The organism is Streptomyces sp. NPDC050564 (genome assembly GCF_044457265.1).
In the GTDB taxonomy this organism is placed as follows: domain Bacteria; phylum Actinomycetota; class Actinomycetes; order Streptomycetales; family Streptomycetaceae; genus Streptomyces.
The window spans coordinates 1-21641 of record NZ_JBITGS010000075.1 but is presented as its reverse complement, the minus strand read 5'-3'; the positions used below and the strand labels follow the sequence as shown (position 1 = coordinate 21641).

General features: G+C 70.3%; 17 protein-coding genes. 6 read left to right on the top strand and 11 right to left on the bottom strand.

Annotated features, from left to right (window positions below):
- Window positions 1-251: 251 nt before the first annotated feature.
- The gene (locus ACIBK0_RS49790; RefSeq protein WP_399096502.1) at window positions 252-1679 is read right to left on the bottom strand and encodes a M1 family metallopeptidase; all 1428 of its coding nucleotides are present in this window, start codon (window positions 1677-1679) and stop codon (window positions 252-254) included.
- A 455-nt stretch (window positions 1680-2134) separates the two neighbouring features.
- Here ACIBK0_RS49790 and ACIBK0_RS49785 point away from each other — a divergent pair, with 455 nt between their 5' ends.
- Both ACIBK0_RS49785 and ACIBK0_RS49780 read left to right on the top strand, forming a co-directional pair.
- Complete coding sequence (locus ACIBK0_RS49785; RefSeq protein ID WP_399096499.1) at window positions 2135-3028, top strand: Gfo/Idh/MocA family protein; 894 nt, start codon at window positions 2135-2137, stop codon at window positions 3026-3028.
- Window positions 3029-3150: 122 nt separating this feature from the next.
- A complete protein-coding gene (locus ACIBK0_RS49780; RefSeq protein ID WP_399096496.1) occupies window positions 3151-4092 on the top strand; it encodes an ATP-dependent DNA ligase in 942 nt (313 codons plus the stop codon).
- A 55-nt stretch (window positions 4093-4147) separates the two neighbouring features.
- Here the strand turns inward: ACIBK0_RS49780 and ACIBK0_RS49775 are convergent, their stop codons facing one another.
- The 4 genes from ACIBK0_RS49775 to ACIBK0_RS49760 form a co-directional block, all read right to left on the bottom strand.
- Window positions 4148-4516: a DUF6479 family protein gene (locus tag ACIBK0_RS49775; protein WP_399096493.1), complete on the bottom strand. Its 369-nt coding sequence runs from the start codon at window positions 4514-4516 to the stop codon at window positions 4148-4150.
- 77 nt (window positions 4517-4593) lie between these two features.
- On the bottom strand, window positions 4594-5412 hold the full coding sequence (locus ACIBK0_RS49770) for a methyltransferase domain-containing protein (protein ID WP_399096490.1): 819 nt from the start codon (window positions 5410-5412) through the stop codon (window positions 4594-4596).
- Between the two features lie 37 nt (window positions 5413-5449).
- On the bottom strand, window positions 5450-6760 hold the full coding sequence (locus ACIBK0_RS49765; RefSeq protein ID WP_399096487.1) for an MFS transporter: 1311 nt from the start codon (window positions 6758-6760) through the stop codon (window positions 5450-5452).
- Window positions 6761-6917: 157 nt separating this feature from the next.
- Window positions 6918-7529: a LysE/ArgO family amino acid transporter gene (locus tag ACIBK0_RS49760; protein WP_399096484.1), complete on the bottom strand. Its 612-nt coding sequence runs from the start codon at window positions 7527-7529 to the stop codon at window positions 6918-6920.
- A 66-nt stretch (window positions 7530-7595) separates the two neighbouring features.
- On the opposite strand from ACIBK0_RS49760, the gene ACIBK0_RS49755 reads away from it, so the two are divergent.
- Together ACIBK0_RS49755 and ACIBK0_RS49750 are read left to right on the top strand one after the other, a co-directional pair.
- Window positions 7596-8516 (top strand): LysR family transcriptional regulator ArgP, encoded by a 921-nt coding sequence (locus tag ACIBK0_RS49755; protein ID WP_399096481.1) that lies wholly within the window; start codon window positions 7596-7598, stop codon window positions 8514-8516.
- A 192-nt stretch (window positions 8517-8708) separates the two neighbouring features.
- Window positions 8709-11231: a SpoIIE family protein phosphatase gene (locus tag ACIBK0_RS49750; RefSeq protein ID WP_399096478.1), complete on the top strand. Its 2523-nt coding sequence runs from the start codon at window positions 8709-8711 to the stop codon at window positions 11229-11231.
- Window positions 11232-11261: 30 nt separating this feature from the next.
- Here ACIBK0_RS49750 and ACIBK0_RS49745 read toward each other — a convergent pair whose 3' ends face one another.
- Both ACIBK0_RS49745 and ACIBK0_RS49740 read right to left on the bottom strand, forming a co-directional pair.
- On the bottom strand, window positions 11262-12248 hold the full coding sequence (locus ACIBK0_RS49745) for an aldo/keto reductase (RefSeq protein ID WP_399096475.1): 987 nt from the start codon (window positions 12246-12248) through the stop codon (window positions 11262-11264).
- A gap of 71 nt (window positions 12249-12319) precedes the next feature.
- Window positions 12320-12985 carry an NUDIX domain-containing protein gene (locus ACIBK0_RS49740; protein WP_399096472.1) on the bottom strand — a complete coding sequence of 222 codons (666 nt, stop codon included), beginning with the start codon at window positions 12983-12985 and terminating at the stop codon, window positions 12320-12322.
- Window positions 12986-13092: 107 nt separating this feature from the next.
- On the opposite strand from ACIBK0_RS49740, the gene ACIBK0_RS49735 reads away from it, so the two are divergent.
- Window positions 13093-13446 carry a hypothetical protein gene (locus tag ACIBK0_RS49735; RefSeq protein WP_399096469.1) on the top strand — a complete coding sequence of 118 codons (354 nt, stop codon included), beginning with the start codon at window positions 13093-13095 and terminating at the stop codon, window positions 13444-13446.
- A 113-nt stretch (window positions 13447-13559) separates the two neighbouring features.
- On the opposite strand, the gene ACIBK0_RS49730 is transcribed toward ACIBK0_RS49735, so the two are convergent.
- Together ACIBK0_RS49730 and ACIBK0_RS49725 are read right to left on the bottom strand one after the other, a co-directional pair.
- A complete protein-coding gene (locus ACIBK0_RS49730; RefSeq protein ID WP_399096466.1) occupies window positions 13560-14432 on the bottom strand; it encodes a universal stress protein in 873 nt (290 codons plus the stop codon).
- Window positions 14433-14540: 108 nt separating this feature from the next.
- On the bottom strand, window positions 14541-15581 hold the full coding sequence (locus ACIBK0_RS49725; protein ID WP_399096463.1) for a LacI family DNA-binding transcriptional regulator: 1041 nt from the start codon (window positions 15579-15581) through the stop codon (window positions 14541-14543).
- A gap of 375 nt (window positions 15582-15956) precedes the next feature.
- On the opposite strand from ACIBK0_RS49725, the gene ACIBK0_RS49720 reads away from it, so the two are divergent.
- Window positions 15957-17756 carry a coagulation factor 5/8 type domain-containing protein gene (locus tag ACIBK0_RS49720; RefSeq protein WP_399096461.1) on the top strand — a complete coding sequence of 600 codons (1800 nt, stop codon included), beginning with the start codon at window positions 15957-15959 and terminating at the stop codon, window positions 17754-17756.
- A gap of 21 nt (window positions 17757-17777) precedes the next feature.
- On the opposite strand, the gene ACIBK0_RS49715 is transcribed toward ACIBK0_RS49720, so the two are convergent.
- Entirely contained in the window at window positions 17778-19025 is a 1248-nt protein-coding gene (locus ACIBK0_RS49715; protein ID WP_399096458.1) for an SGNH/GDSL hydrolase family protein, read from the bottom strand.
- Window positions 19022-21454: a glycosyl hydrolase family 95 catalytic domain-containing protein gene (locus ACIBK0_RS49710; RefSeq protein ID WP_399096456.1), complete on the bottom strand. Its 2433-nt coding sequence runs from the start codon at window positions 21452-21454 to the stop codon at window positions 19022-19024. Before ACIBK0_RS49710 ends, ACIBK0_RS49715 begins: the two co-directional genes overlap by 4 nt.
- Window positions 21455-21641: the final 187 nt, after the last annotated feature.

Below are 21641 nucleotides of genomic sequence, written 5' to 3'. Positions count from 1 at the left end.
CGTCAAACCCGAACCCACCGGCGCCCACGGCCGCCCCGCCAGCATCCAACTGACCCTGCCACCCCTGGCCACCATCTGGCTGCGACCCGCCTAGGACGTCTGCGGGGCTCGCCAGGGCGACTACGGTCTTGCCCCGGACGCCGACGACGGTTTCACCGTGGCCATGGCCGTGAAGCGGCACTCGAAGGTCTGAACCGGCGCGCCCGACCTCTGCGTGATCAGGACTCCGTCGAGCACCGCGCCCGGACTTCTCAGGGCGACGACGGCTTGCCCGCCGTTGCGATCCATGTGCGGAACAGAGCGTCGAGGTTCTTCCCGCACTCCTGTTCACACAGGCGGATGAACTGGGCCGTGGTCCCGTGACCGTCACGGTGCTCGGCGGCCCAGCCACGCAGGACCCGGAAGAACACGGGATCACCCACGGCCGTACGCACCTTGTGCAGGGCCATGGCCCCCCGCGAGTAGACGGGCGTGTCGAAGATGTGCGCCCCGCTGCCGGGATCGGCGGGAGGGAATGCCCATAGATCGTTGCTCGCCGGACTGGCGTACAGGGCGTCGAATGTCTTCTGCGCGCTCCTGCCCCCGTGCTGCTCGGCATAGAGCCACTCGGCATACGTCGCGAAGCCCTCGTTGAGCCAGATGTCCTTCCAGGCCGTGATGGTGACGGAGTCCCCGAACCACTGGTGGGCGCTTTCATGGACGAGGGTGCTCAGGTCCGGCGACGAGTCGAAGACGGGCCGGGTCTGGGTCTCCAGGGCGTACCCGACCTGGGGTGCCCGGTCGACGATGGCCCCGGCGGCTCGGAACGGGTAGGGGCCGAAGAGCTTGCTCTCCCAGGCAAGTACAGAAGGCAGCTTCTTCAGGACCGGCGCGGCGGTCGCCGCCTCGCGCGGGTCGACGGCGTTGTAGACCTTGAGGCCGTCCGGGGTGGTGTACTGCTCGACCTTGAACCTTCCTACCGTCGCCGTGGCCAAATAGGCCGCCATCGGTTCGGACTGCCGCCAGCGGAAGGTGGTACGGCCGTGGGCGGTCTTCTGCCCGAGGAAGACGCCATTGGCAACGGCGGTGCGCCCCTTGGGGACCGTGAGCGTGAAGTCGTACGACGCCTTGTCCTTGGGGTGGCTGTTGGCGGGGAACCACGTCATGGCACCCTGCGGTTCGCCCGCCACGAACGCGCCGTCGTCGGTGGGAATCCACCCGTCGAGGGACCCGTCGGGATCGGTGACCGGCTTGGGCGTGCCGGAGTAGGTGACGGTGACGCGGAACTCCTGCCCCTTGCACAGGGCGTCCCGTGGGGTGACCACGAGTTCTTGTCCGTCGCGGCGGAAGGCCGCCTTTGTGTGGTCGACGCTGATGCCCGTGACCTTCAGCCCTTTGAAGTCGAGGTCGAAGCGGGTCAGTCGCTGGGTGGCCCGGGCGGTGATGACGGCCTTGCCGTCCAGGTGGCGGCTCTGCGGGTCGTAGCCGAGCGTCAGGTCGTAGTGGTGGGCGTCGTAGCCGCCGTTGCCCGCGAGGGGGAAGTACGGGTCTCCTGCACCGGAGGAGCCCCCCGTCCCGGCCGTGGCCGGTCCGGCCGCGGCGAGCAGGGCCGCGAGTGCGAAGGGGACGGCGGCGACAACGGCTTCTCGGCGAAGGACAACTGTCCGTCTGGCGGGGGCCTGCTGCGGGCGTGGCGTCACGTTCGCTCCTCCGGTCGATGGAGATCACTCACAGGTCATGGGTGAGTACGCGTAGGCCAGTGATGGTCATTCACGGGTCAACGGTGATCACACGCGCTCAGCCTATGAGCCGCCTCGCCCGCCGACGCCCTCAATCAGGTCAAGTTACGCCGAGCCTGGACCACGGCCGTCCCCGGAACGCGTTGACCCGGTCACTGCGCCGAAACGACGAACTCGGTGCTGAAGTCCGACTCGGAGAGCATGCGCAGCCATCCCGCGACGCTCTGCATCCGGCAGACGGTTCACATCGACCGCGCCGGGCCGCCCTGACCCTCCGCCGGGCCCGGTGCCCGTGCCCCCGAGCCGGGTGCGTGAGGAACCACCGGATCTCGAAAACCACACCCTGGCCGTGGACCCCGACATCGTGGTGAAGTTCGTCCAGATCCCAGCCCCGCACACCGCAGAGGAGCATTCTCGTGACCGGAACCTCGCAGGCCTGGCCCCATGCACCGGTCAGGGTCGGGCTCGTCGGCGCGGGTCCATGGGCGCGCGCCGTGCACGCGCGTGTGCTCGCCGCGGGGCCCGAGACGCTGCTGACGTCGGTGTGGGCCCGCCGTCCCGAGGCGGCCCGCGAAACGGCGGCGCCCTACGGCGCCGGCGTCGCCGAGACCTTCGAGGAACTGCTCGACGGCTGCGAGGCGGTCGCGTTCGCGGTTCCGCCCGCCGTGCAGGCGGAGTTGGCGGCGCATGCCGCGAAAGCCGGCAAGGCATTGCTCCTGGAGAAACCGATCGCGCTGGACCTGCTCTCGGCCCAGCGTCTCGTGGACGCCATCGATTCCGCGGGCGTCGTCTCCCAGCTGGTCCTGACGAACCGTTACCACCCAGCCACCCGGCAGTTCCTGAAGACCGCGCAGGGCGTCGACGCCGTGGGGGCGCGATCCTGCTGTCTGAGCGGTGCCTTCCTGGGCGGCGACTTCGCGTCCCCGTGGCGCCTCGAACACGGCGCTCTGCTGGACCTGGGGCCGCACATCCTGGATCTGCTGGACGCGGCCCTGGGGCCCATCGTCCGTGTGCGCGGCGCCGGAGACGTACGCCGTTGGATCGAGCTCACCTGTGAACACGAGAGCGGCGCCGTGAGCCAGGCCTCCCTGTCGGGGTCGGTCGAGCTCGAGCGCGGCATCACGCGGGTCGAGCTGTTCGGCCCGCACCCCGAGCTCGTGTTCGACAGTGCCGCACTCGACCACGAGGAGTCCTGGCCCGTGCTGCGCCGGGAGTTCGCCACCGGCGTACGGACGGGGCGGTCGGGCGCGCTCGATGCCCGGCGGGGGCTGCATCTGCAGACCCTCATGGCCGGGGCGTTGGAGAGCTAGGGCATTGAGCTGGGGCACCGTCCCGGAACGCGACGCCGTTCAGGCGAAACGGGGGGCCGGGGTGCGTGGGCATCGCAGGGTGTGTCGACAAGACAGCTGTGAGACTGCCGCTGATCGCTCCCATGCTCGCCACACCCGGCGCCCTGCCGCCCGCCGGGCAGGACATGCGCTGGTCGTACGAGACGAAGCACGACGGGCAGCGTGCCGTGGTCTACCTGCCCGGCGACGGAAGCGTGCTGCTGCGTGCCCGCTCGGGGGAGGACATCACCGCCGCGTATCCCGAACTCCGTTCCCTGGGCGGTGTTCTCGGCACGACCCCGGCGATCCTGGACGGCGAGGTCCTGGTCCTCGACGAGCAGGGGCGGGGTGACTTCCAGCTCCTCCAGTCCCGTATGGGGCTGGCCCGGTCTCCGGGCAAGGCGGCTCGTCGTGCGGCGGAGGCGCCCGCGCATCTCGTTTTGTTCGACGTCATGTACTTGCGGGGCGATCTGACGGGTCTGCGCTACACGCGCCGACGGCAGGAGTTGGAGGGGCTCGCGCTCGGCGGTCCGTTCTGGTCGACACCGTCCGCGCTCGTCGGCCATGGGGAGCTGGCCTTGCGGGCGACTCGGGAAAGCGGCCTGGAGGGGCTGGTCTGCAAGCGCTTGGACTCGGTGTACGAGCCCGGGGTGCGCTCGCGCGCCTGGATCAAGATCCGCAACATACGCACCGTGGACGTCATCGTCGGCGGCTGGGTCCCCGGCAAGGGGCGCCTGTCGGGGCTGCCCGGCGCCGTGCTCGTGGGACAGCGCGAGGCGGGGCGGCTGCGCTACGTCGGGAGCGTGGGGACCGGTTGGAGCGAGGTCGAGCGAACGGATCTCGCCCGGCTCCTGCGGGCCGCCGGGACCGACCACTGCCCCTTCGACGACATCCCGCGCGTGGTCGGAGCACGCTGGGTCGTGCCCCGGCTGGTCGGGGAGGTCCGGTACAGCACCCGCACCCGGGCCGGGCTGCTGCGACAGCCGTCGTGGCTGCGCCTGCGCCCCGACTTGGCCCCCGAGGACTCCGCGGCGGACCTGCCCTAGCGCGTACGTACGACATGACCGCCCCGCGGGGCGGTCATGTCGTGCCGCGGCCCCGTTACGTCCTTCCAGGACCGCCGCTGCCGAAGGAGCCGCTGGAACCGGGGACCCAACGCTTTCGCTCCTGGTCGTCGGCGTGCTTGCTCCCGGCAGCGTGGAGGTTGTACGGCATCAGCCGCTCGCTCTCGTCCGCGGCGTGCGGTACCTCGTCGGGTTCCCGCAGCTCCCGTTCCTCATGGACTGGTCCGGTGTCGGGCAGCCTGGGCTGCTCGTCCGGACGGGGCGGGGGTGACTCCTTGCGCCGTACCCTGATGCCCAGGAAGACGGCCCAGACGAGCGCACCGGCGATGAAGAGGCCACCGATGAAGGCGGCGACCGCGTTCACCGCGTGGTTCGCTGCGATCACTTCATAGCTCGCGGTGTTCATGATGCTCGTGTACCCCCAATACCAGGGGAAACCAGAATGGTTCTCCGTCAGCGACGGCCCAACCATTGTATTCCGGTTCATCTCGGACGGTGCGCCACGGCTCCGAACATAGTCACCGACATGTGCAGGGTGCCTTGGGCGGCGGCCTGTGTGAGGTCCGCGTACAGGCGGTCGCGCTGGATCTCGGTGATGAGGTCACGGCGTACCGCCGACTCGCCCAGCATGCGGATCAGCGGCCAGGCGACCGACGTGTGATCCTGGAGCAGGGCCTGCGATCCCCGGTCGTCGATCACCAGACCGGCCGCCGTCAGCCGGCCGACCAGCTTGCGTCCGGAGTACGGGTCCGCGGCCGCGGACAGCGCGCCGGAGGTGAGCCCCGCGACGGTCTCGGGATCGCCGGGGTGAAGGATCGTGGTCGCCCAGTCGGTGTCCAGCAGGGCGACCCGGCCGCCGGGGCGCAGCACGCGCGCGATCTCGGCGACGGCCTTCTCCGGTTCGAGGAGGTGTTGAAGCACCCGTTCGCACCACACCACGTCGACGGAGGAGTCGGGCACGGGCAGGGTGAGCGCGTCGCCGTTCACGAAGCGAGCCGCGCTGCCGGCCTCGGCCGCCCGCTGTTCGGCCACGGCACGCAGCCCGGGGTTCGGCTCGATCCCGGTTGCCTCGCCCCGGGGAGCCACGGCGGCCGCCAGGTGCCGGGTCTGTGATCCGGTGCCGGAGCCGATGTCGATCGCTCGTTCCCCGGGCCGCGCGGCCAGCGCCGCATGTGCCCACGCGCGCAGCCGTCGTACGCCGTCGTTGACGTCCTGCGCGTCCAGCACTGCCGCGAGCCGCGCGGCACTCTCGGCGGTGCTGTTCGGCGCGTGGAATGCCGAGGTAGGTCGTGTGTCCCCCATGCCGGTCACTCTAGAACCGGCACGGCCTGCTCCGGCGTCAGATCGTGTAACGCCTCAGGGCCGGTGTCACGGCGGCCAGACCCAGTACGGCGGCAATCACCAGCAGTCCGCCGCCCGCCACCGCGGCGCGTGCCCCGAGGGCCGAGCCGACCGTGCCGTGCAGCACGTCGGCCAGGCGTGGGCCGCCCACGACGACCACCGTGAAGACGCCCTGCATCCGGCCGCGCATCTCATCGGTGGCGGCGGACAGCAGGATGGCGCCGCGGAAGACCATGGAGACCATGTCGGCGACTCCGGCCGCGGCGAGGAACGCCACAGCCACCCACACGCTGGTGCTGAGCCCGAACCCCGTGATGGCGGCGCCCCAGGCCGCGACAGCGACGATGACCATGAGGCCGTGTCGGCGGGCGCGGGAGAAGGTGCCCGACATCAGCCCGCCGATGACCGCGCCGATGGGGATCGCCGCGAACAGGAGGCCGAGCGCAAGCCCTTCGCCGTACGGGGCGTAGGTCTGTGCGGCGAGTTGCGGGAACAGGGCGCGGGGCATGCCGAACACCATGGCGATGATGTCGGCGAGGAAGGACAGCAGGAGCACCTTGTGCAGTGAGATGTACCGGAAGCCGGCGACGACCTCGCGCCAGCCCGCCCGCTTGGCAGCCGATTCCGTCAGGGGCGGCAGGGCGGGCAGCCGCACCACCGCCCACACGGTGACGCACAGGGCGAGCGCGTCGATCAGATAGAGCTCGGGCAGGCCGATGACAGGGATGAGCGCGCCGGCGAGCAGCGGTCCGGCCACCAGGCCCGTCTGCATGACGGTCGAACCGAGTGCGTTGGCCGCGGGCAGTTCGTCCGCGGGGACCAGCCGGGCGATGGAGGCGTTGCGGGCCGGGGAGTTGAGGCCGAAGAACGCCTGCTGGAGGGCGAGCAGCGCCATCAGGACGAGCACCGAGTCGAGTCCGGTGGCCGCCTGTATCCAGAAGAGCAGCGAGGTGACGGCTATGCCGCTGTTGGTGATGAGGAGCAGCTTGCGGCGGTCCATGCTGTCGGCGATCGCACCGCCCCACAGCGCGAAGACCACCAGGGGCAGCAGGCCGGCGAGGCTCGCGTAGCCGACCCAGGCCGAGGAGCCGGTGATGTCGTAGATCTGCTTGGGCACGGCGACGGCGGTGAGCTGGCTGCCCACGGCCGTGACGATGGTGGAGGACCACAGTCGGCGATAGGCGGGCCGGCGCAGCGGCCGGGTGTCCATCGTCCAGCGGCGCCAGCCGTGCCGGCTCGCCCGCTCCGGTCCGGATGTCCCGTCATGCTCCGCGGGACTGCTGTCCGTACTGCTCTCGCTCGTGTCCACGCTCGTCCTGGCTGCTCGATACATCTTTCGGTTCAGGGATCACTATGACCGAGCGGGAGCGGAACGCGTCCCTGGTGTATCGGACTTCTGCGCCGCAGGAACGACGGCAGAGGCCTGCGCACCTTGCCTACGCCACCTCGGACACCGGCGGCCGGGCTCAGGCTCCGGCGATCAGCGTGGCACCCATCGCGATCATCGTCGTGGCGACCAGCCCGTCCAGCACCCGCCATGACGAGGGCCGCGCCAGGAAGCGGCTGAGCAGCCGGCCGCCGAAGCCGAGCGCGACGAACCAGCACAGGCTGGCCAGGGCCGCGCCCAATCCGAAGGTCCAGCGCAGCGGGCCGCGATCGGCCGCGATCGAGCCGAGCAGGAACACGGTGTCGAGGTAGACGTGCGGGTTGAGCCAGGTCAGCGCCAGGCACGTGAGCACGGCGCGTCGCGTCGAGCTCGTCGACACGGTCGCCGCCTGGAGGGCCGAGGGCTTCAGCACCCTGCGTGCGGCCAGGAATCCGTACGCGACGAGGAATCCGCCGCCGATCAGCCCGACCGCGGTGAGTGCGGCGGGCCAGGCCACGACCACTGCCCCGACACCGCCGACGCCCAGCGCGATGAGCGCCGCGTCGGACAGGGCGCAGATGCCCACCACGGCGAGTACCGCGTCCCGACGGATGCCCTGGCGCAGCACGAACGCGTTCTGGGCTCCGATGGCGACGATGAGGGATAGTCCGGTGCCGAATCCGGCGGCCGCAGTGGTCAGGGCGTCTGTCATGACACCGACGCTAGAAAGCCGATGGCCAGGAGTACAGCTAAAGATTCTTACGTATCATTAGCGCTCGTGATGGCGGAGCTTCCCCTCGATCAGGTGCGGACCCTGCTCGCGGTGGTCGACGCGGGCACCTTCGACGCGGCGGCCTCCGCACTCCATGTGACGCCGTCGGCGGTCAGTCAGCGCGTCAAGGCGCTCGAACAACGCACGGGCCGGGTTCTGCTGGTGCGGACGAAACCGGTGCGGCCGACCGAGTCCGGCGAGGTCGTGGTGCGCTTCGCGCGGCAGCTGGCCAGGCTGGAGCACGACGCGTACGCCGAGCTCGGCATGACCGGATCCGGGGAGCCGACACGGCTGTCGATCGCGGTGAACGCCGACTCGCTGGCCACCTGGTTCCTGCCCGCGCTGGCCCGCGTGCCGCAGGAGCTGCGGCTCTGTTTCGAACTGTGCCGCGAGGACGAGGACCACACGGCTGCCCTGCTGCGCGAGGGAGCGGTGATGGCGGCGGTGACGTCGTCATCGGAGCCGGTGGCAGGCTGTTCCGTCCGCGCCCTCGGCCGGATGCGGTACCTGCCGGCGGCGAGCCCGGGATTCGCACGGCAATGGCTCGGCCACGAGACCGACACGCCCCTGCGCGACCTGATCGCCGGCGCTCCGGTGGTGGCCTTCGACCGGAACGACGATGTCCAGGACGACTTCGTTCGCACCCTGCGGGGCGGTCCCCGTGCGAGCTCGCTGCGGCACCTCATGCCCACGTCGGAGGGGTTCGTGGCCGCCGTCGTGGCCGGAATGGGCTGGGGCATGGTGCCCGAGGCGCAGGCCGAACCCCTGCTGCGCGCCGGGCGCTTGGTCGACCTCGCACCGGACCGGGGCGTCGACGTTCCGCTGTTCTGGCAACAGTGGAAACTCGACTTCCCGGCGCTCGCGGCGGTGGCCGACGCCGTGGCGGCCGTCGCCGCGGAAACGCTCGCCGTCGCACCGGGTTCTTGAATCACCTTGCTCCCGGGCGGCTCCTGAACGGCGTACAACCCGGTATCTTCGCGCTGGGCACAGCCGAGCGCGGCGGCGGCGAGCGGCGCGCGCGACACCGTGCTCCCAAGGGCGTCGAGGTGCGGTCAGGGGCCTGAGAGGCGCATTCTTGCTGTGTTACCCCCCTGGCGGCGGGCGGACGAGGGCAGACCGATGAGTGGGAGCGCCGAGCTTGCGGACCGGGCGCTGGAAAGCCTGGCCGCCCTGCTCAGCGCCGCCGTGGCGGATGCGATGCGGGCGGCCCGCGGCTTCGCCGGTGGCGTATATCTGCGCTCGAGCACACCAGGGCTGCTGAGGCTGGCCGTGCTCGCGGGGCTGCCGGGCAAGCTGTTCCGCCCCTGGTGGCGCATGCACATGGATCGTCCCTTCCCCGTCGCCGACGCCCATCGGCTCGGCGTGGAGGTGCTGCTCACCGATCCCACGGAGACGATGCGCCGCTATCCGCAACTCGCCGCGGGGCTGCCCTTCCAGTTCGGTTCGCTGTACGTCCCGGTCGTGGGGGCCGCGACACCGTACGGTGTCCTGACGGTGCTGCGACCACCGGCCTCGGACGCCACCGAGGTACTGCCGGATCGTGACCGGATGACCGCGGTGGCACAGGAACTGGGTACCGCTCTGGCAGCGCTGGACAAGGACCGGCACGGCGTCCTGTGGGACGGGGAGCCGATGTGCACGCGGCCACCGGTCGAGGGCCCTTCATCGCGGTGTGCAGGGGGGTTCACCTGGGATCCCGATGGCAGCGTCATGGCGGACGACGCCTTGTGGACCCTCCTCGGCACCAGTCGCGAGGGCTTCGCCGGAACGCCGGAGGCGCTGGCCCACGCAGTCACCCGCGAGGATCCTCGCCTGCTGCTGGCCGCGCTGCGCGAGACGGCCGCCGGGCGGCCGCCGCCGCACCCGCTGCCGGTGCACACCGCGGACGGCGCACTACGGCTGCTGGAGCTGTGGATCTCGGGTGGCGCACCCGTACCGCCGTACCGGGTCAGCGGCGTGATCGTCGATCCGGGGCTGGGGCCGGCCGGGGACTGCGCGGCCGATCTGCTCCCGGAGGGTGTGTTCGCGGTCGACCGGCTCGGACTGATCACGTACGCCAATCCGCGCGCCGCCGAGCTGCTCGGCCGACCGCGCACGGAGCTGCTGGGGCGGCCGTTGTGGCAGGCGGTGCCCTGGCTGGACCGGCCGGCGTACGAGGATCATCTGCGTGGGGCGCTGATCTCGCCGGATCCGGTGCAGTTCCAGGTCAGACGCCCGCGCGCGGGCGAAGGCGAGGTACCTTTGGGGCGCACGGGTGGCGCCTGGCTGGCGCTGTCTCTCTACCCCGGGCCCGGCGGCCTGACGTGCAAGATCGTGTCGATGGGGCGGGCCGCGGACACCACGGAGCCCGTCCCGTTCGACGCGAGTGTGACGGCCGAACAGACCGAGGTCGACGAGCCCGTGACCGGTGTCCCGACGACGCCGCCTCAATACCGGCCCATCGTCCTCGCCATCGCGCTGTCCGAGGCGGTGACGGCCCGCCAGGTGTCCGAGGTGGTGATGCGGGAGCTGCTGCCCGCGTTCGGCGGACGCCGCCTCGCCATCTATCTGCTCCAGGACCGGCGCCTGTACCTGGCCTGGGAGACGGGCTTCCCCCAGGGATTCCTCGCCCCGTTCGACGGGGTGGGTCTGGACGCCAAGCTGCCCGGCGTCGAGGCACTCACCGGTGGCCGCCCCCTCTTCTTCGAGTCGATGCAGCAATTGGCGGCCGACTATCCGGGCATACCGCTGGACGCCAAGGAGGGGGCCCGGGCCTTCCTGCCGCTGATCGCCTCGGGCCGGCCGGTCGGCTCCTGCATCCTCGGCTTCGACCGCTCCCGCGGCTTCAGCACGGAGGAGCGCACGGTGCTCACGGCGCTCGCCGGGCTGATCGCGCAGGCCCTCGAGCGGGCGCGGCGCTACGACAACGAGGCCGCCCTCGCTCGCGGGCTCCAGGAAGCCCTGCTGCCGCACCGTCTGTCGGCGCACCCCCTCGTGAAGACGGCCGGGCGGTATCTGCCCGGCACCCTGGGGATGGACGTGGGCGGTGACTGGTACGACGTCGTCGAGGCCGGCGACGGCCTCGCCCTCGTGATCGGCGACGTACAGGGGCACGGCGTCCAGGCGGCGGCCACCATGGGCCAACTGCGGAGCGCGGTACGGGCGTTCGCGCTCGGGGACCGCTCCCCGGACGAAGTGATGAGCGGGACCAACCGGCTGCTCATCGACCTCGATCCGGGTCAGTTCGCCAGTTGCTGCTACATCAGGGTCGACCCGGTCACGGGCATCGCCCGAGCCGCCCGTGCCGGGCATCCCCAGCCCCTGCTGCGCCATCCCGACAGCCGCACCGAGGTCCTGGACCTGCCCGGCGGGGTGGTGCTCGGGGTGGATCCGCAGGCCCGGTACCCGGTGACGGACCTGCTCCTGGAACCCGACGCCGTCCTGGCCCTCTACACGGACGGCCTGGTGGAGCGCCCCGGCACCGACATCGACGAGGGCGTCGAAGCCCTCCGCGCGACGCTGTCCCGTGCGGGCGCCCCGGGCAGCCCCTCCCTGTCCAGTGCGGCCGACCTGCTCACCGCGGAGGCCCGGCAGGCCACCGAGCGTCCCGACGACATCGCGCTGCTCCTCACGAAACGCCGGTCTCCGCACGACAACAGGTAGGTGTCCAGGAGCGACTCCCGCCCGGTCCCCTCAGTGCGCCGCGTCGAGCCGGGCCCGCTGGTCCGGTGTCAGTTCCAGGTCCACCGCGGCCAGGTTCTCCTCCAACTGCGCCACGCAGGACGCGCCGGCCAGCGGGATCACCGGCAGCTCCGCCCCGATCTGCCAGGCCAGCACCACCTGGTTGGGACTCGCCCCCGTCTCCTTCGCCACGTCCCGCAGCACGGCGAGCCGGGCCGGGGTTCCCGGGTGGTCGTAGTCGGACAGCAGCGGCTTGTCCTGCCGTACGTACGCTCCGGTCAGCAGCGGCGAGTAGGCGACGAGGGTCAGGGCGGGCTCGGCCTTCAGGTAGCTGAGCAACTCCCCCGTCGCCGCGCCCAGGTTGCCCTCGGGGAAGAGTCCGCTCGGCACGTCGACGCGGGGCCGCAGGAGGCTGTGGTGGTACTGCAGCACCTCGTAGCCGGGCAGTCCCGCGGCCGCGGCCAGTGCGCGAGCCCGCTCCACGCGCCATATGGCGTGGTTGCTCACGCCGAGCAGCCCGACGCTGCCCTGCGCGACCAGTTCACCGAACCCCTCCACGGTCTCCCGCTGTGCGACGCCGCGGTCCTCGATGTGCGCGTAGAGCAGATCGATCTTCTCCACACCGAGCCGTTCCCGGCTGCGCTCGGACGCCTCACGAATCACCTGGGCGGACAGGCCCTCGGGGTTGTCGATGTAACCGGTGCCGGGCGCCAGCGGCCGCGCGCCCAACTTGGTCGCGATGACGATCTCGTCGCCGATGCCGCGGCTGCGCCGCCAGCGTCCGAGCAGCGCCTCGCTCTGCCCACCCTGGCTGTCGTCGGTCCAGAAGGCGTAGTTGTCGGATGTGTCGATGAAGTTCCCACCGGCCTCGACATAGCGGTCGAGTACGGCGAAGGAGGTCTTCTCGTCCGTCCGTGAGCCGAAGAGCATCGCGCCGAGCGCGAGCACGCTCACCTCACGGCGGGTCTTCGGGTCGGTGCCGATCGTACGGTACCTCATGCTGTCCCTCCCTTGCGGGCCCGAGATCCACGGGCCCGCCAGGGAGTCTGGAACTTGAAGTGCTCTTCAAGTCAAGTCTTCCTGAACGGTCCGTCCAGGGCCGCCCACTGCAACAGCATGATCGTCTTGGCGTCGGCGATCTCCCCGGTGCGGATCATGCCGAGGGCGCTGCGGAAGGGCAGTTCCACGATCTCGATGTCCTCGCCCTCCTCGTCCAGCCCGCCGCCCTCGTGGGTACGCGTGGACGGGCCGTACGAGGCGGCGTAAAAACTCACCCGCTCGGTGACCGAGCCTGGGCTCATATAGACGTCGAAGACATGATGGACCGCACCGACAGTGTGCCCGGTCTCCTCGATGACCTCGCGCCGCACGGCGACCTCGGGATGCTCGTCCTCCTCGTCGAGCAGCCCGCCCGGTGTCTCGATCAGCATGCCGTCAGGGTGCCCGTTGACGTACACGGGGTAGCGGAACTGCCTGGTCAGCAACACGCTTTCGCGCTCGGTGTCGTACAGCAGGAGGGTGGCTCCGTTGCCGCGGTCGTGCGTCTCGCGCTCCTGAGTGCTCCAGGTGCCGTCGGCGTGCCGGAAGTCGAAGGTGGTGGTGCGCTCCACATACCAGTGGCAGGACAGGAGTTTCACCTCGCGGACCCTGACCCGGGGGTTGCCGGTCAGATCGCGGCCGACGCGGTCGAGTCCGGTCCGGCCGCGGCGGTCCGGGGTGTCGATGCCCGCGGTCATCGCGCGCCGACCGGACGGGAGCGGGAGAAGTCGTTCATGGCCACTGTCTACCATCTGGAACCGAATACCGAGGCCACAGTGGGGCTTCGCCCGTCTAGGCTCACGGCATGGAACAGACGGAGATCATCCTGCGCGCCATCGGCGTCCTCACCGAGACCAACGCGATGGTGCGCAGGATCGCCCAGGAGGAGGACGCCGAGGTCGAATCGACGCAGACCCAACTCGGCGCACTCGTCACAGAGGTGTTCCCCAGGGTCGAGGTGCCCGGCGACGCCGGACCCGCGGAGGCGGGCCAGGCCGTCGCGGACGCCTATCTGCCCGCCACGATCTCGCTCGTGGGCGCGTTCGCGTTCCTGTTCTCCGAGCTCGCCGACCTCCACGACTCCGGACGGACCGATATCAAGACGGCCGACCTGCTTCAGGACCTCGCCCTGCGGATGTCGAGGGCGGACAACTCCTAGAAACTAGGTCCCTGAGCCCGACCCCAACACCTCTGTCACCTTCAGGACTTGGACGCGTCCGACGTCCGGCCGATATGCCCGGTCATGCGGCGAGGGGGCCGCCCTGCTCCTCCTCAGGAGTGCGGAACCACCGCCACCGGGCAGGGCGCGTGGTGCATCACGGCGTGGGCCACCGAACCGATCCGTGCCCCCACCGCCGGACGCAGGGCCCGACGGCCGACGACCATCAACTGGGCCCGGTCGGCCAGCGACAGCAGTACCTGCCCGGCGCTGCCCATCTCGACGTGCTGCGTGACCGGCACGCCGGGGAAGCGCTCCCGCCACGGCTGGAGCGCATCGGCCAGTGCCTTCTTCTCAAACGGTTCCAGGCCCCCGGCCTCGTCAAGCAGCTTCAGCGAGCCGGGGCTGTAGGCGAACACCGGCGGCAGGCTCCACGCTCGTACGGCGCGCACCCCGGCGCCACGCGCCGCCGCGGTCTCGAACGCGAACCGAAGGACTGGCGCGCTGTCGTCCGGACCGCCCTGCTGGCCCACGACGATCTCCCGACCCCCCGCTTCGGACGCGGCGCGGTCATCGGCGCGTACCAGCACGACCGGACACGGCGCCTCGGCGATCACCTGCTGTCCGACGGAGCCGAGCAGGAAGCCGACGATCGTGCCGTATCCACGGGATCCGAGCACCAGGGTCCCGGCCGTCCCGGCCTCGGTCAGCAGCGAGTCCACGGCGGCGCCGTCCAGGACCTCGGCCGTCACCGGCAGGTCCGGGTGTCGATCCTCGACGGTGCGGACCGCGTCCTGCACCATGTCCCGCGCCCAGCCCGCCTGATCGTCCCGGTCTCCACCGCGGAGCATCTCGTGGTGCGGCCACTGCCGGGCGTACACCACGCGCAGGGGCAGCCCGCGGCGGACGGCTTCCCTGCCCGCCCAGGCCAGGGCGGCCCGGCTTTCGGGGGATCCGTCCACGCCCACGGTGATCCGGTCGGTCATGCGCCTGCCTTTCCGTCGCCGGCTCGTTCGCCGTGCCGGCCCTCGTCCATGCTGACCGGTCCAGTGTCGGTCACCGTCGCCCTCGACTCACGCAGGCCCGAGCGCGGCCTACGCCGACTCGCGCACCACGAGTTCGGGATCGAAGATCACCGAGGTGGGCTCGGTCCGCGCACCGCGAAGGTGCTCGTCGAGGAGCCGGGCCATCATGGAGGCCATCTCCTCGACCGGCTGCCGCACGGTGGTCAGCGGCGGACGGCAGGCCGTCGCGGCGCTGGAGTCGTCGAAGCCGATGACCGCGACGTCGTCCGGCACCCGTCTGCCGCGCTCCCGCAGCACTTGGCAGGCCCCCTGGGCCATCAGGTCGTTGGCCGCGAACACTCCGTCGACGTCGGGGTGTTCGGCCAGTAGTCCGGACATCGCGGCCATGCCGCTGTCGAGCGTGAAGCCGCCCTCGGTGACCGGTATGTAGGGATGTCCCCTGCGCGCCATCGTGTCGCGGAACCCGGCGAGCCGGTCCTGGCTGGCCGAGACACCCAGTGGCCCCGTGATGGTGACGATCCGCCGGCACCCCCGTTCCAGCAGATGTTCGGCGGCCATGCGGGCGCCGTCCCGGTGGGCCAGGTCGACATAGCTGAGCGGCACCGGGCGTGACGGGCGGGCGAAGAGCACCGCGGGCAGACCGGCGTCGGCGAGCAGGGCCGGCAGCGGATCATCGGCGTGGGTGGAGACGACGAGCGCGCCGTCCGCGCTGCCCTGCCGCAGATCGTTCAGTGCCTGCTGTCGCGTCTGCGCGGAATCGGCGAACATCAGCAGCGGATGCATCGACCGGGGACGCAAGTAGTCCACCACCCCGGTGACGACCCGGCCGAAGAAGGGGTCCGCGAACACCCTTGTCGTGAAGGCGTTCCGCTCCTCGCCGGACACGTCGCCCGCGCCGGAGACGATCAGCGCGACCGTCTCGGTCCGCCGTGTCACCAGCGACCTGGCGGCCCGGTTGGGAGCGTATCCAGTGCGTTCGACCGCTTGGCGCACCGCGTCCTGAATGGCGGGATCGACCGTCGGAACGCCGTTGATGACCCGGGACACGGTGGCACGCGAAACTCCGGCCTCCCGTGCGACATCCTCCAGCGTGGGGGCCCGTCCGTTCATGCCCGCAGCCTATCGGTCCGGCGCTCCGCCATCATAGAGCGCTCTCTCGAACTACGGCGTCCCACCGGCACATGGTCGCGTCGAAGGCCACGGCACCGCTCCGCGGGGCGAGTCGGGGGACCGCGCCGGCAAGTCGCTCGCTGTCCTGCGAGCAACTCTTGAACACAATCAACCACGGCCCGGCGAACTCGACGGAGGATGTACATCCTCGAACTACCGCAAATTTCACGGTAGTTGTATTTCAGCGAGCAACAAAATGCGGGACTCCTGCGACAGCTCTTGACGCTGTGTTCACGCGGATGAAGCATGCATCGGCAAGAGAGCGCTCCCCACACCTCCCATCGTTCACTTCATGAACAAGGAGAGTCGCCCCCCATGCCTCACATCCCCATGGATTCCTCGGACTCCGGCCGGTCCCCGCTGGCCAGACGATCCGTTCTCGGTGCGATGGCCGCCACCGCGGCCGCGCCCACGCTGCTCGGTCTGTCCTCGCCGGCGTCGGCCGCATCCGCCCTGCGCCCCCGAGCGCTGCCGGGCGGCGGCGATCTCGGCCCGAACGTCATCGTCTTCGACCCCTCGACGTCCGGCATCCAGGCCAAGCTGGACGAGGTGTTCGCGCAACAGGAGTCGGCCCAGTTCGGCACCGGCCGCTACGCGCTGCTGTTCAAGCCCGGCACCTACAACGGGCTCAATGCCCAACTCGGCTTCTACACCTCGATCGCCGGCCTCGGCCTCTCCCCGGACGACACGACGATCAACGGCGATGTGACCGTCGACGCGGGCTGGTTCAACGGCAACGCCACCCAGAACTTCTGGCGTTCGGCGGAGAATCTCGCCCTTGCCCCGGTCAGCGGTACCAACCGCTGGGCGGTCGCACAGGCCGCCCCTTTCCGCCGGATGCACGTCAAGGGCGGCCTCAACCTCTCCCCCACCGGCTATGGCTGGGCCAGCGGCGGATATATCGCCGACAGCCGCATCGAGGGCACGGTCGGACCGTACTCGCAGCAGCAGTGGTACACCCGCGACAGTTCGGTCGGCGGCTGGCTCAACGCCGTCTGGAACATGGTCTTCTCCGGTGTCCAGGGCGCTCCCGCGCAGTCCTTCCCGAACCCGCCCTACACCACTCTCGACACCACCCCGGTGTCCCGGGAGAAGCCGTTCCTCTACCTCAACGGCAGCGAGTACCGCGTCTTCCTGCCGGACAAGCGGACCAACGCGCGCGGTACCACCTGGGGCAGCGGCACCCCGCGCGGCTCCTCGGTGCCGCTCACCCAGTTCTACGTCGCCAAGCCCGGCGTCACCGCCGCCACTCTGAACGCCGCACTCGCACAGGGCCTCCACCTGCTGCTGACGCCGGGGATCTACCACCTGGACCAGCCGATCCAGGTCAACCGACCGCACACCGTGGTCCTGGGCCTCGGTTACGCCACCCTGATCCCGGACAACGGCGTCACCGCGCTCAAGACGGCCGACGTCGACGGTGTGCGGCTCGCGGGATTCCTCATCGACGCGGGGCCGGTGAATTCGTCGACGCTGCTGGAAGTGGGCCCCGCAGGAGCCTCGGCCAACCACTCCGCCAACCCGACCACCGTCCAGGACGTCTTCATCCGCATCGGCGGGGCGGGCGCCGGCAAGGCCACCACCAGCATGGTCATCAACAGCCGCCACACCATCATCGACCACACCTGGGTCTGGCGTGCAGACCACGGCACCGGCGTCGGTTGGGAGACCAACCGGGCCGACTACGGCATCCGGGTCAACGGCGACGACGTCCTGGCCACCGGTCTGTTCGTCGAGCACTTCAACAAGTACGACGTCCAGTGGTACGGCCAGCGAGGGCGCACCATCTTCTTCCAGAACGAGAAGGCGTACGACGCGCCGAACCAGGCCGCCATCCAGAACGGCGCAGTCAAAGGGTACGCGGCCTACAAGGTCGCCGACTCCGTGACCACGCACGAGGGATGGGGCCTGGGCAGCTACTGCTACTACAACGTCGATCCGACGATCGTCCAGCACAACGGGTTCGCGGCGCCGAACACCCCCGGCGTGAAGTTCCACGACCTGTTGGTCGTCTCACTGGGCGGCCAGGGACAGTACGAACACGTCATCAACGAGACAGGGGCACCGACTTCGGGCACCTCTACCGTGCCGTCGACCGTGGTCTCCTACACCTGACCGCCCGCGTGGAGCCTGTCGTCAACAGGACGTCAGGCTCCCGAGGTCCACCGCGTCGGCCATCGCCTGCATCCCCTTGTCGTTGGGGTGCAGGTGGTCGCCGCCGTCGAAGAACGGCAGGATCAGCTGCTGGTCGTACGGACTGCGGGTGATCTTGTCGAAGTCCGTCACGGCATCGAGTGCGCCGCTGTTCCTGATCCACTCGTTGACGCCCTGCCGCACGGCCTCGGCGGCGGCGTCGTACTCGGACCAGCCCTTGAACGGCATGACGGTCGCGCCGACGACACATTTGCCCGCCGCGTGGGCCCGGTCGATGATCTGCTGATAGCCGGCGATCATGTCGTCCACCGTGACGCCGCTGTGGGCCTTGATGTCGTTGATGCCCTCGAAGAGAAAGACCGTGCGCACCCCGGGCTGGGACAGGACGTCACGCTGCAGCCTGTTGAGCGCGGCCTGCCCGGCGCCGTCCGCGAGCACCTTGTTGCCGGAGATGCCCTCGTTCGCCACTCCCTTGACGGTGATGCCGGACGCGGCCTGGAGTCGCCGGGACAGATAGTCGGGCCAGCGGCGGTTCTCGTCCGTGGTCGAGGCCCATCCGTCGGTGATGGAGTCGCCGAGGGTCACCACTGAGCCGATTGCCGTGGACGTCTCCACATCGACGGCGTCCAGCCAGTACCAGGAGCCCATCGGATCGGTCCAGTTGGCCGCGCCCTCCTCGGCGGCGTGGTTGCCGGACGTCGCGTAGTTGGTCTGCATCGCCATACCGTGACCGGTCGTCGGTCCCTGGGCGCCGGTCACGTACAGGCTGATGACCAGATTGGCCTGGGCGGCGAGCTTTCCGGGCAGCGGATCGCTGAGCACGGTCTCGCCGGCCGGGACGGTGACGGACGCGGCCCCGCCGAACGACAGTTGCCGGTTGGAGCCGTGGACCAGCGCCGCACCCTGCTGCTGCAGCCCTGCGTACGCGCTCGCGAAGGTCACCGGGTGGTCGCCGAAGGCGTTGGACAGCCGGATGCGCATGTTCGTGCCGCCGACACTGGTACGCACGATCAGCCGGTAACTGCGGTCGGCGGGCCCTGCGCCCTGTCGGTCCGCGCTGGCGCCCCAAGTGACCACGGAGTGCTTGCCCTTCACGACGGCCGGGGTTGTCGCCGTGCCCGTCGGGGCCTGCGCCTGCGCCGCCGACGACATGGTCAGGGGTCCGCAGACCGCCATGACCAGTACGGATACGACCCCCACCGCGCGGCGCCGGAACCGGACGGCGCTCATCCGAGGCCCCGCAGGGTGACGGACTCGCCGGGCTTGAGGCTGATCTTCCGCGAGGCGCCGTTGGCAACGACGGTCGTGCCGTTGCCGCCGACACTCTTCAGCGTCGCCACGGTGACCTTGCCGTTTTTCCAGCTGAGGTCGGCGACGAAGCCGCCGCGGACGCCCACGCCGGACACCGAGCCGGATGCCGCCCAGGCCGCGGGCAGGGCGGGCAGCAACTCGATGTGTCCGGGCCGGGAGTAGACCAGCATTTCGACGATCGCGGCCGGGGTGCCGAAGTTCGCCTCGATCTGGAAGATGCCGCGGCCGGACTCCACCTCGTAGATGTCGAAGAGGTTCATCGCGCTTCCGTTGCCGCCGTTGACGGACGGTCTCAGGTTGTTGACGACCAGTTGGTACGCCTTCTCCGCGTTCTTCAGCCGCGCCCAGCACAGGCTCCGCCACGCATTGGCCCAGCCGAAACTGTTCATACCGCGTGCGGTGAGGAGGGCTGTCGCGCCCTCGATGATGTCCTTCGGCGTGGAGTCGTCCGGACGGATCCGGTCGCCGGGGAAGAGCCCGATGAGCGGGGAGAGGTGCCGGTGGGTGGTCTCGCCGAGGTTGTCGGGCGACATCCACTCCTCCAGCCAGCCGGTCTTGGGGCTGACCACGGGCAGGTACAGGCGCTTGCGGAGACCGTCGATGGTCTTGCTGTAGGCGGCGTCCTTGGCGAGCACCTCGGTCGCGGTGCGGTAGTTGCCGAACAGGTTCCACACCAGTTCCTGGGCGTACGTGATGCCCTTGGCGTCGAGCGGTCCCTGTTCGGGCGACCAGTCGCTGTCGGCGATCAGGACTTCACGCGAGGCCCCGGACGCGTCGGTGACCGTCGTGGTGATGAGGCGGGCCTCCCAGAACTCCACGGCGCCCTTGAGGAGGGGGTAGATCTTCTTGAGGTGGGCGCGGTCCTGTGTGTACTCGTAGTGCTCGAACAGGCTCTGGCAGAGCCATGCGTTGCCGGCCGGGTGCCACCACCAGCCGCCCCCGCCGTAGGGGTTGGTGGAGATCGCCACCGTCCAACCGGCGATCCTGCCACTGGAGTTGCGGTATCTGTTGGTGGAGTCGTTGAACAGCCGCTGGGTGACGTCGGTCCAGGAAGGCAGCTGCGCGAGGCAGTAGTCCGTGAAGGCGTCGAAGCAGTCGGACAGGCCCGCCCGGTCGGCCATCCAGTAGTTCATCTGGATGTTGATGTCGGTGTGGTAGTCGGCCATCCAGTCCGGGTCGTTGCCGTCCAGCCATGGGCCCTGGAGGCCCATCGGCAGGCTCCCCCGCGATCCGGAGATCATGAGATAGCGGCCGAACTGCAGGTAGGCGGCCTCGAGTTCCGGGTCGGGGACGTCGTCCCGGTGGCGCGCCTGCACTCGCTCCCAGGTGTCCAGTTCGCGCTGTGCGGCGGACGACGTACCGAAGTCGATGTCCAGTTGCCCGAACACGGCGCGGAAGTCGGCGACATGCGTGTGCACCAGGGTGCTCGCCGAGTGCCCTGCCGCGTTCAGGACCTTGGTCCTGGCGAGGCGCTCCGGAGCCACGGACGGGTCGCGGAACTTCGCGGCGGCGTCGGGCGCGTAGTTGGTGCCGCCGCTGACGACGACGGTGAGGTCCTTGCAGCCGCTGAACGCGATCGACGTACCGTCGACGCGGACCTTGCCGGTGCTGCTGTACGCGGTGACGGCGGCGCCGTACTTGAGGCCGTTGGCGAAGGTGGCGCCGAACGACGCGTAGCGGCCCGCGCTGTTGGCGGTGGTGGACTCGCCGTGGGTGCCGGCGAGAGAGACGGTACCGGTGTAGGAGCCGCCGCCCTGCTGGGAGAAGTAGAGCACGATGGCGTCGTCGGGTCGACTGGCGAAGATCTGCCGCCGGTAGGTGACGCCCGAGATGTCGTACGAGGCGCTGACCAGGCCCTGAGCCAGGTCGAGGGTGCGACGGTAGTGGTTGACATTGCCCAGGTCGTGGTCGGGGATGGCCACGGTGAGCTTGGCAAGCATCGTCAGGGAGCCGAAGTCGTCCCGGCCGTAGGGGAATTGGCCGTCGCTCTGCAGCTTGTCGTTGAGTCCGCCGGTCCACAGGGTGGCATCGGTGATCATCAGGAGTTCGCTGGAGGGGTCGTTGCTCGCGAGTGCCCCGAGGCGCCCGTTCCCGACCGGCAGCCCCTGCTCGATCATCGAGTGGGAGGAGCCGGGTGCCTGCCACCACAGCAGGTTCTTCGCGGCGTCGGCCGCGGACAGCATGGGCGACTCGGTGGGGCGCAGGGGGGCCGCCGAGGCGGTGAAGGCGGGCAGCCCGCCGAGTGCTGTGGCCGCACCGGCAGCGGCGGCGAGAGCGAGGAAGCCTCTGCGGCTGGGTTTGTTGTCGCGTGGGTCGGTGTGCTGGATGTCCACGGTGGTGCACTCCATATCCGGGAACGTCTCGTGCGGGGACGGCTGGTGCGAGAGAACGGTTGGTGCGGGGACGACGGCTGCGGACGGTCGGCGCGGGGCCCGGGCCCCGGGGGGGGGGGGGGGGGGGGGCCCGGCCCCCCCCCCCGGGGGCGGGCGGGGGGGGGCGGGGAACATAAAAACAGGGGAACCCAGAATGGATGAT

Excerpts from the sequence above, each read along its gene's own strand:
- ACIBK0_RS49780 (WP_399096496.1), top strand. The coding sequence starts at position 3,151 with ATGCTCGCCACACCCGGCGCCCTGCCGCCCGCCGGGCAGGACATGCGC.
- ACIBK0_RS49735 (WP_399096469.1), top strand. The coding sequence starts at position 13,093 with ATGGAACAGACGGAGATCATCCTGCGCGCCATCGGCGTCCTCACCGAG.
- ACIBK0_RS49745 (WP_399096475.1), bottom strand. The coding sequence starts at position 12,248 with ATGAGGTACCGTACGATCGGCACCGACCCGAAGACCCGCCGTGAGGTG.
- ACIBK0_RS49770 (WP_399096490.1), bottom strand. The coding sequence starts at position 5,412 with ATGGGGGACACACGACCTACCTCGGCATTCCACGCGCCGAACAGCACC.
- ACIBK0_RS49740 (WP_399096472.1), bottom strand. The coding sequence starts at position 12,985 with ATGACCGCGGGCATCGACACCCCGGACCGCCGCGGCCGGACCGGACTC.
- ACIBK0_RS49760 (WP_399096484.1), bottom strand. The coding sequence starts at position 7,529 with ATGACAGACGCCCTGACCACTGCGGCCGCCGGATTCGGCACCGGACTA.
- ACIBK0_RS49750 (WP_399096478.1), top strand. The coding sequence starts at position 8,709 with ATGAGTGGGAGCGCCGAGCTTGCGGACCGGGCGCTGGAAAGCCTGGCC.
- ACIBK0_RS49715 (WP_399096458.1), bottom strand. The coding sequence starts at position 19,025 with ATGAGCGCCGTCCGGTTCCGGCGCCGCGCGGTGGGGGTCGTATCCGTA.
- ACIBK0_RS49720 (WP_399096461.1), top strand. The coding sequence starts at position 15,957 with ATGCCTCACATCCCCATGGATTCCTCGGACTCCGGCCGGTCCCCGCTG.
- ACIBK0_RS49710 (WP_399096456.1), bottom strand. The coding sequence starts at position 21,454 with ATGGAGTGCACCACCGTGGACATCCAGCACACCGACCCACGCGACAAC.
- ACIBK0_RS49725 (WP_399096463.1), bottom strand. The coding sequence starts at position 15,581 with ATGAACGGACGGGCCCCCACGCTGGAGGATGTCGCACGGGAGGCCGGA.
- ACIBK0_RS49775 (WP_399096493.1), bottom strand. The coding sequence starts at position 4,516 with ATGAACACCGCGAGCTATGAAGTGATCGCAGCGAACCACGCGGTGAAC.
- ACIBK0_RS49730 (WP_399096466.1), bottom strand. The coding sequence starts at position 14,432 with ATGACCGACCGGATCACCGTGGGCGTGGACGGATCCCCCGAAAGCCGG.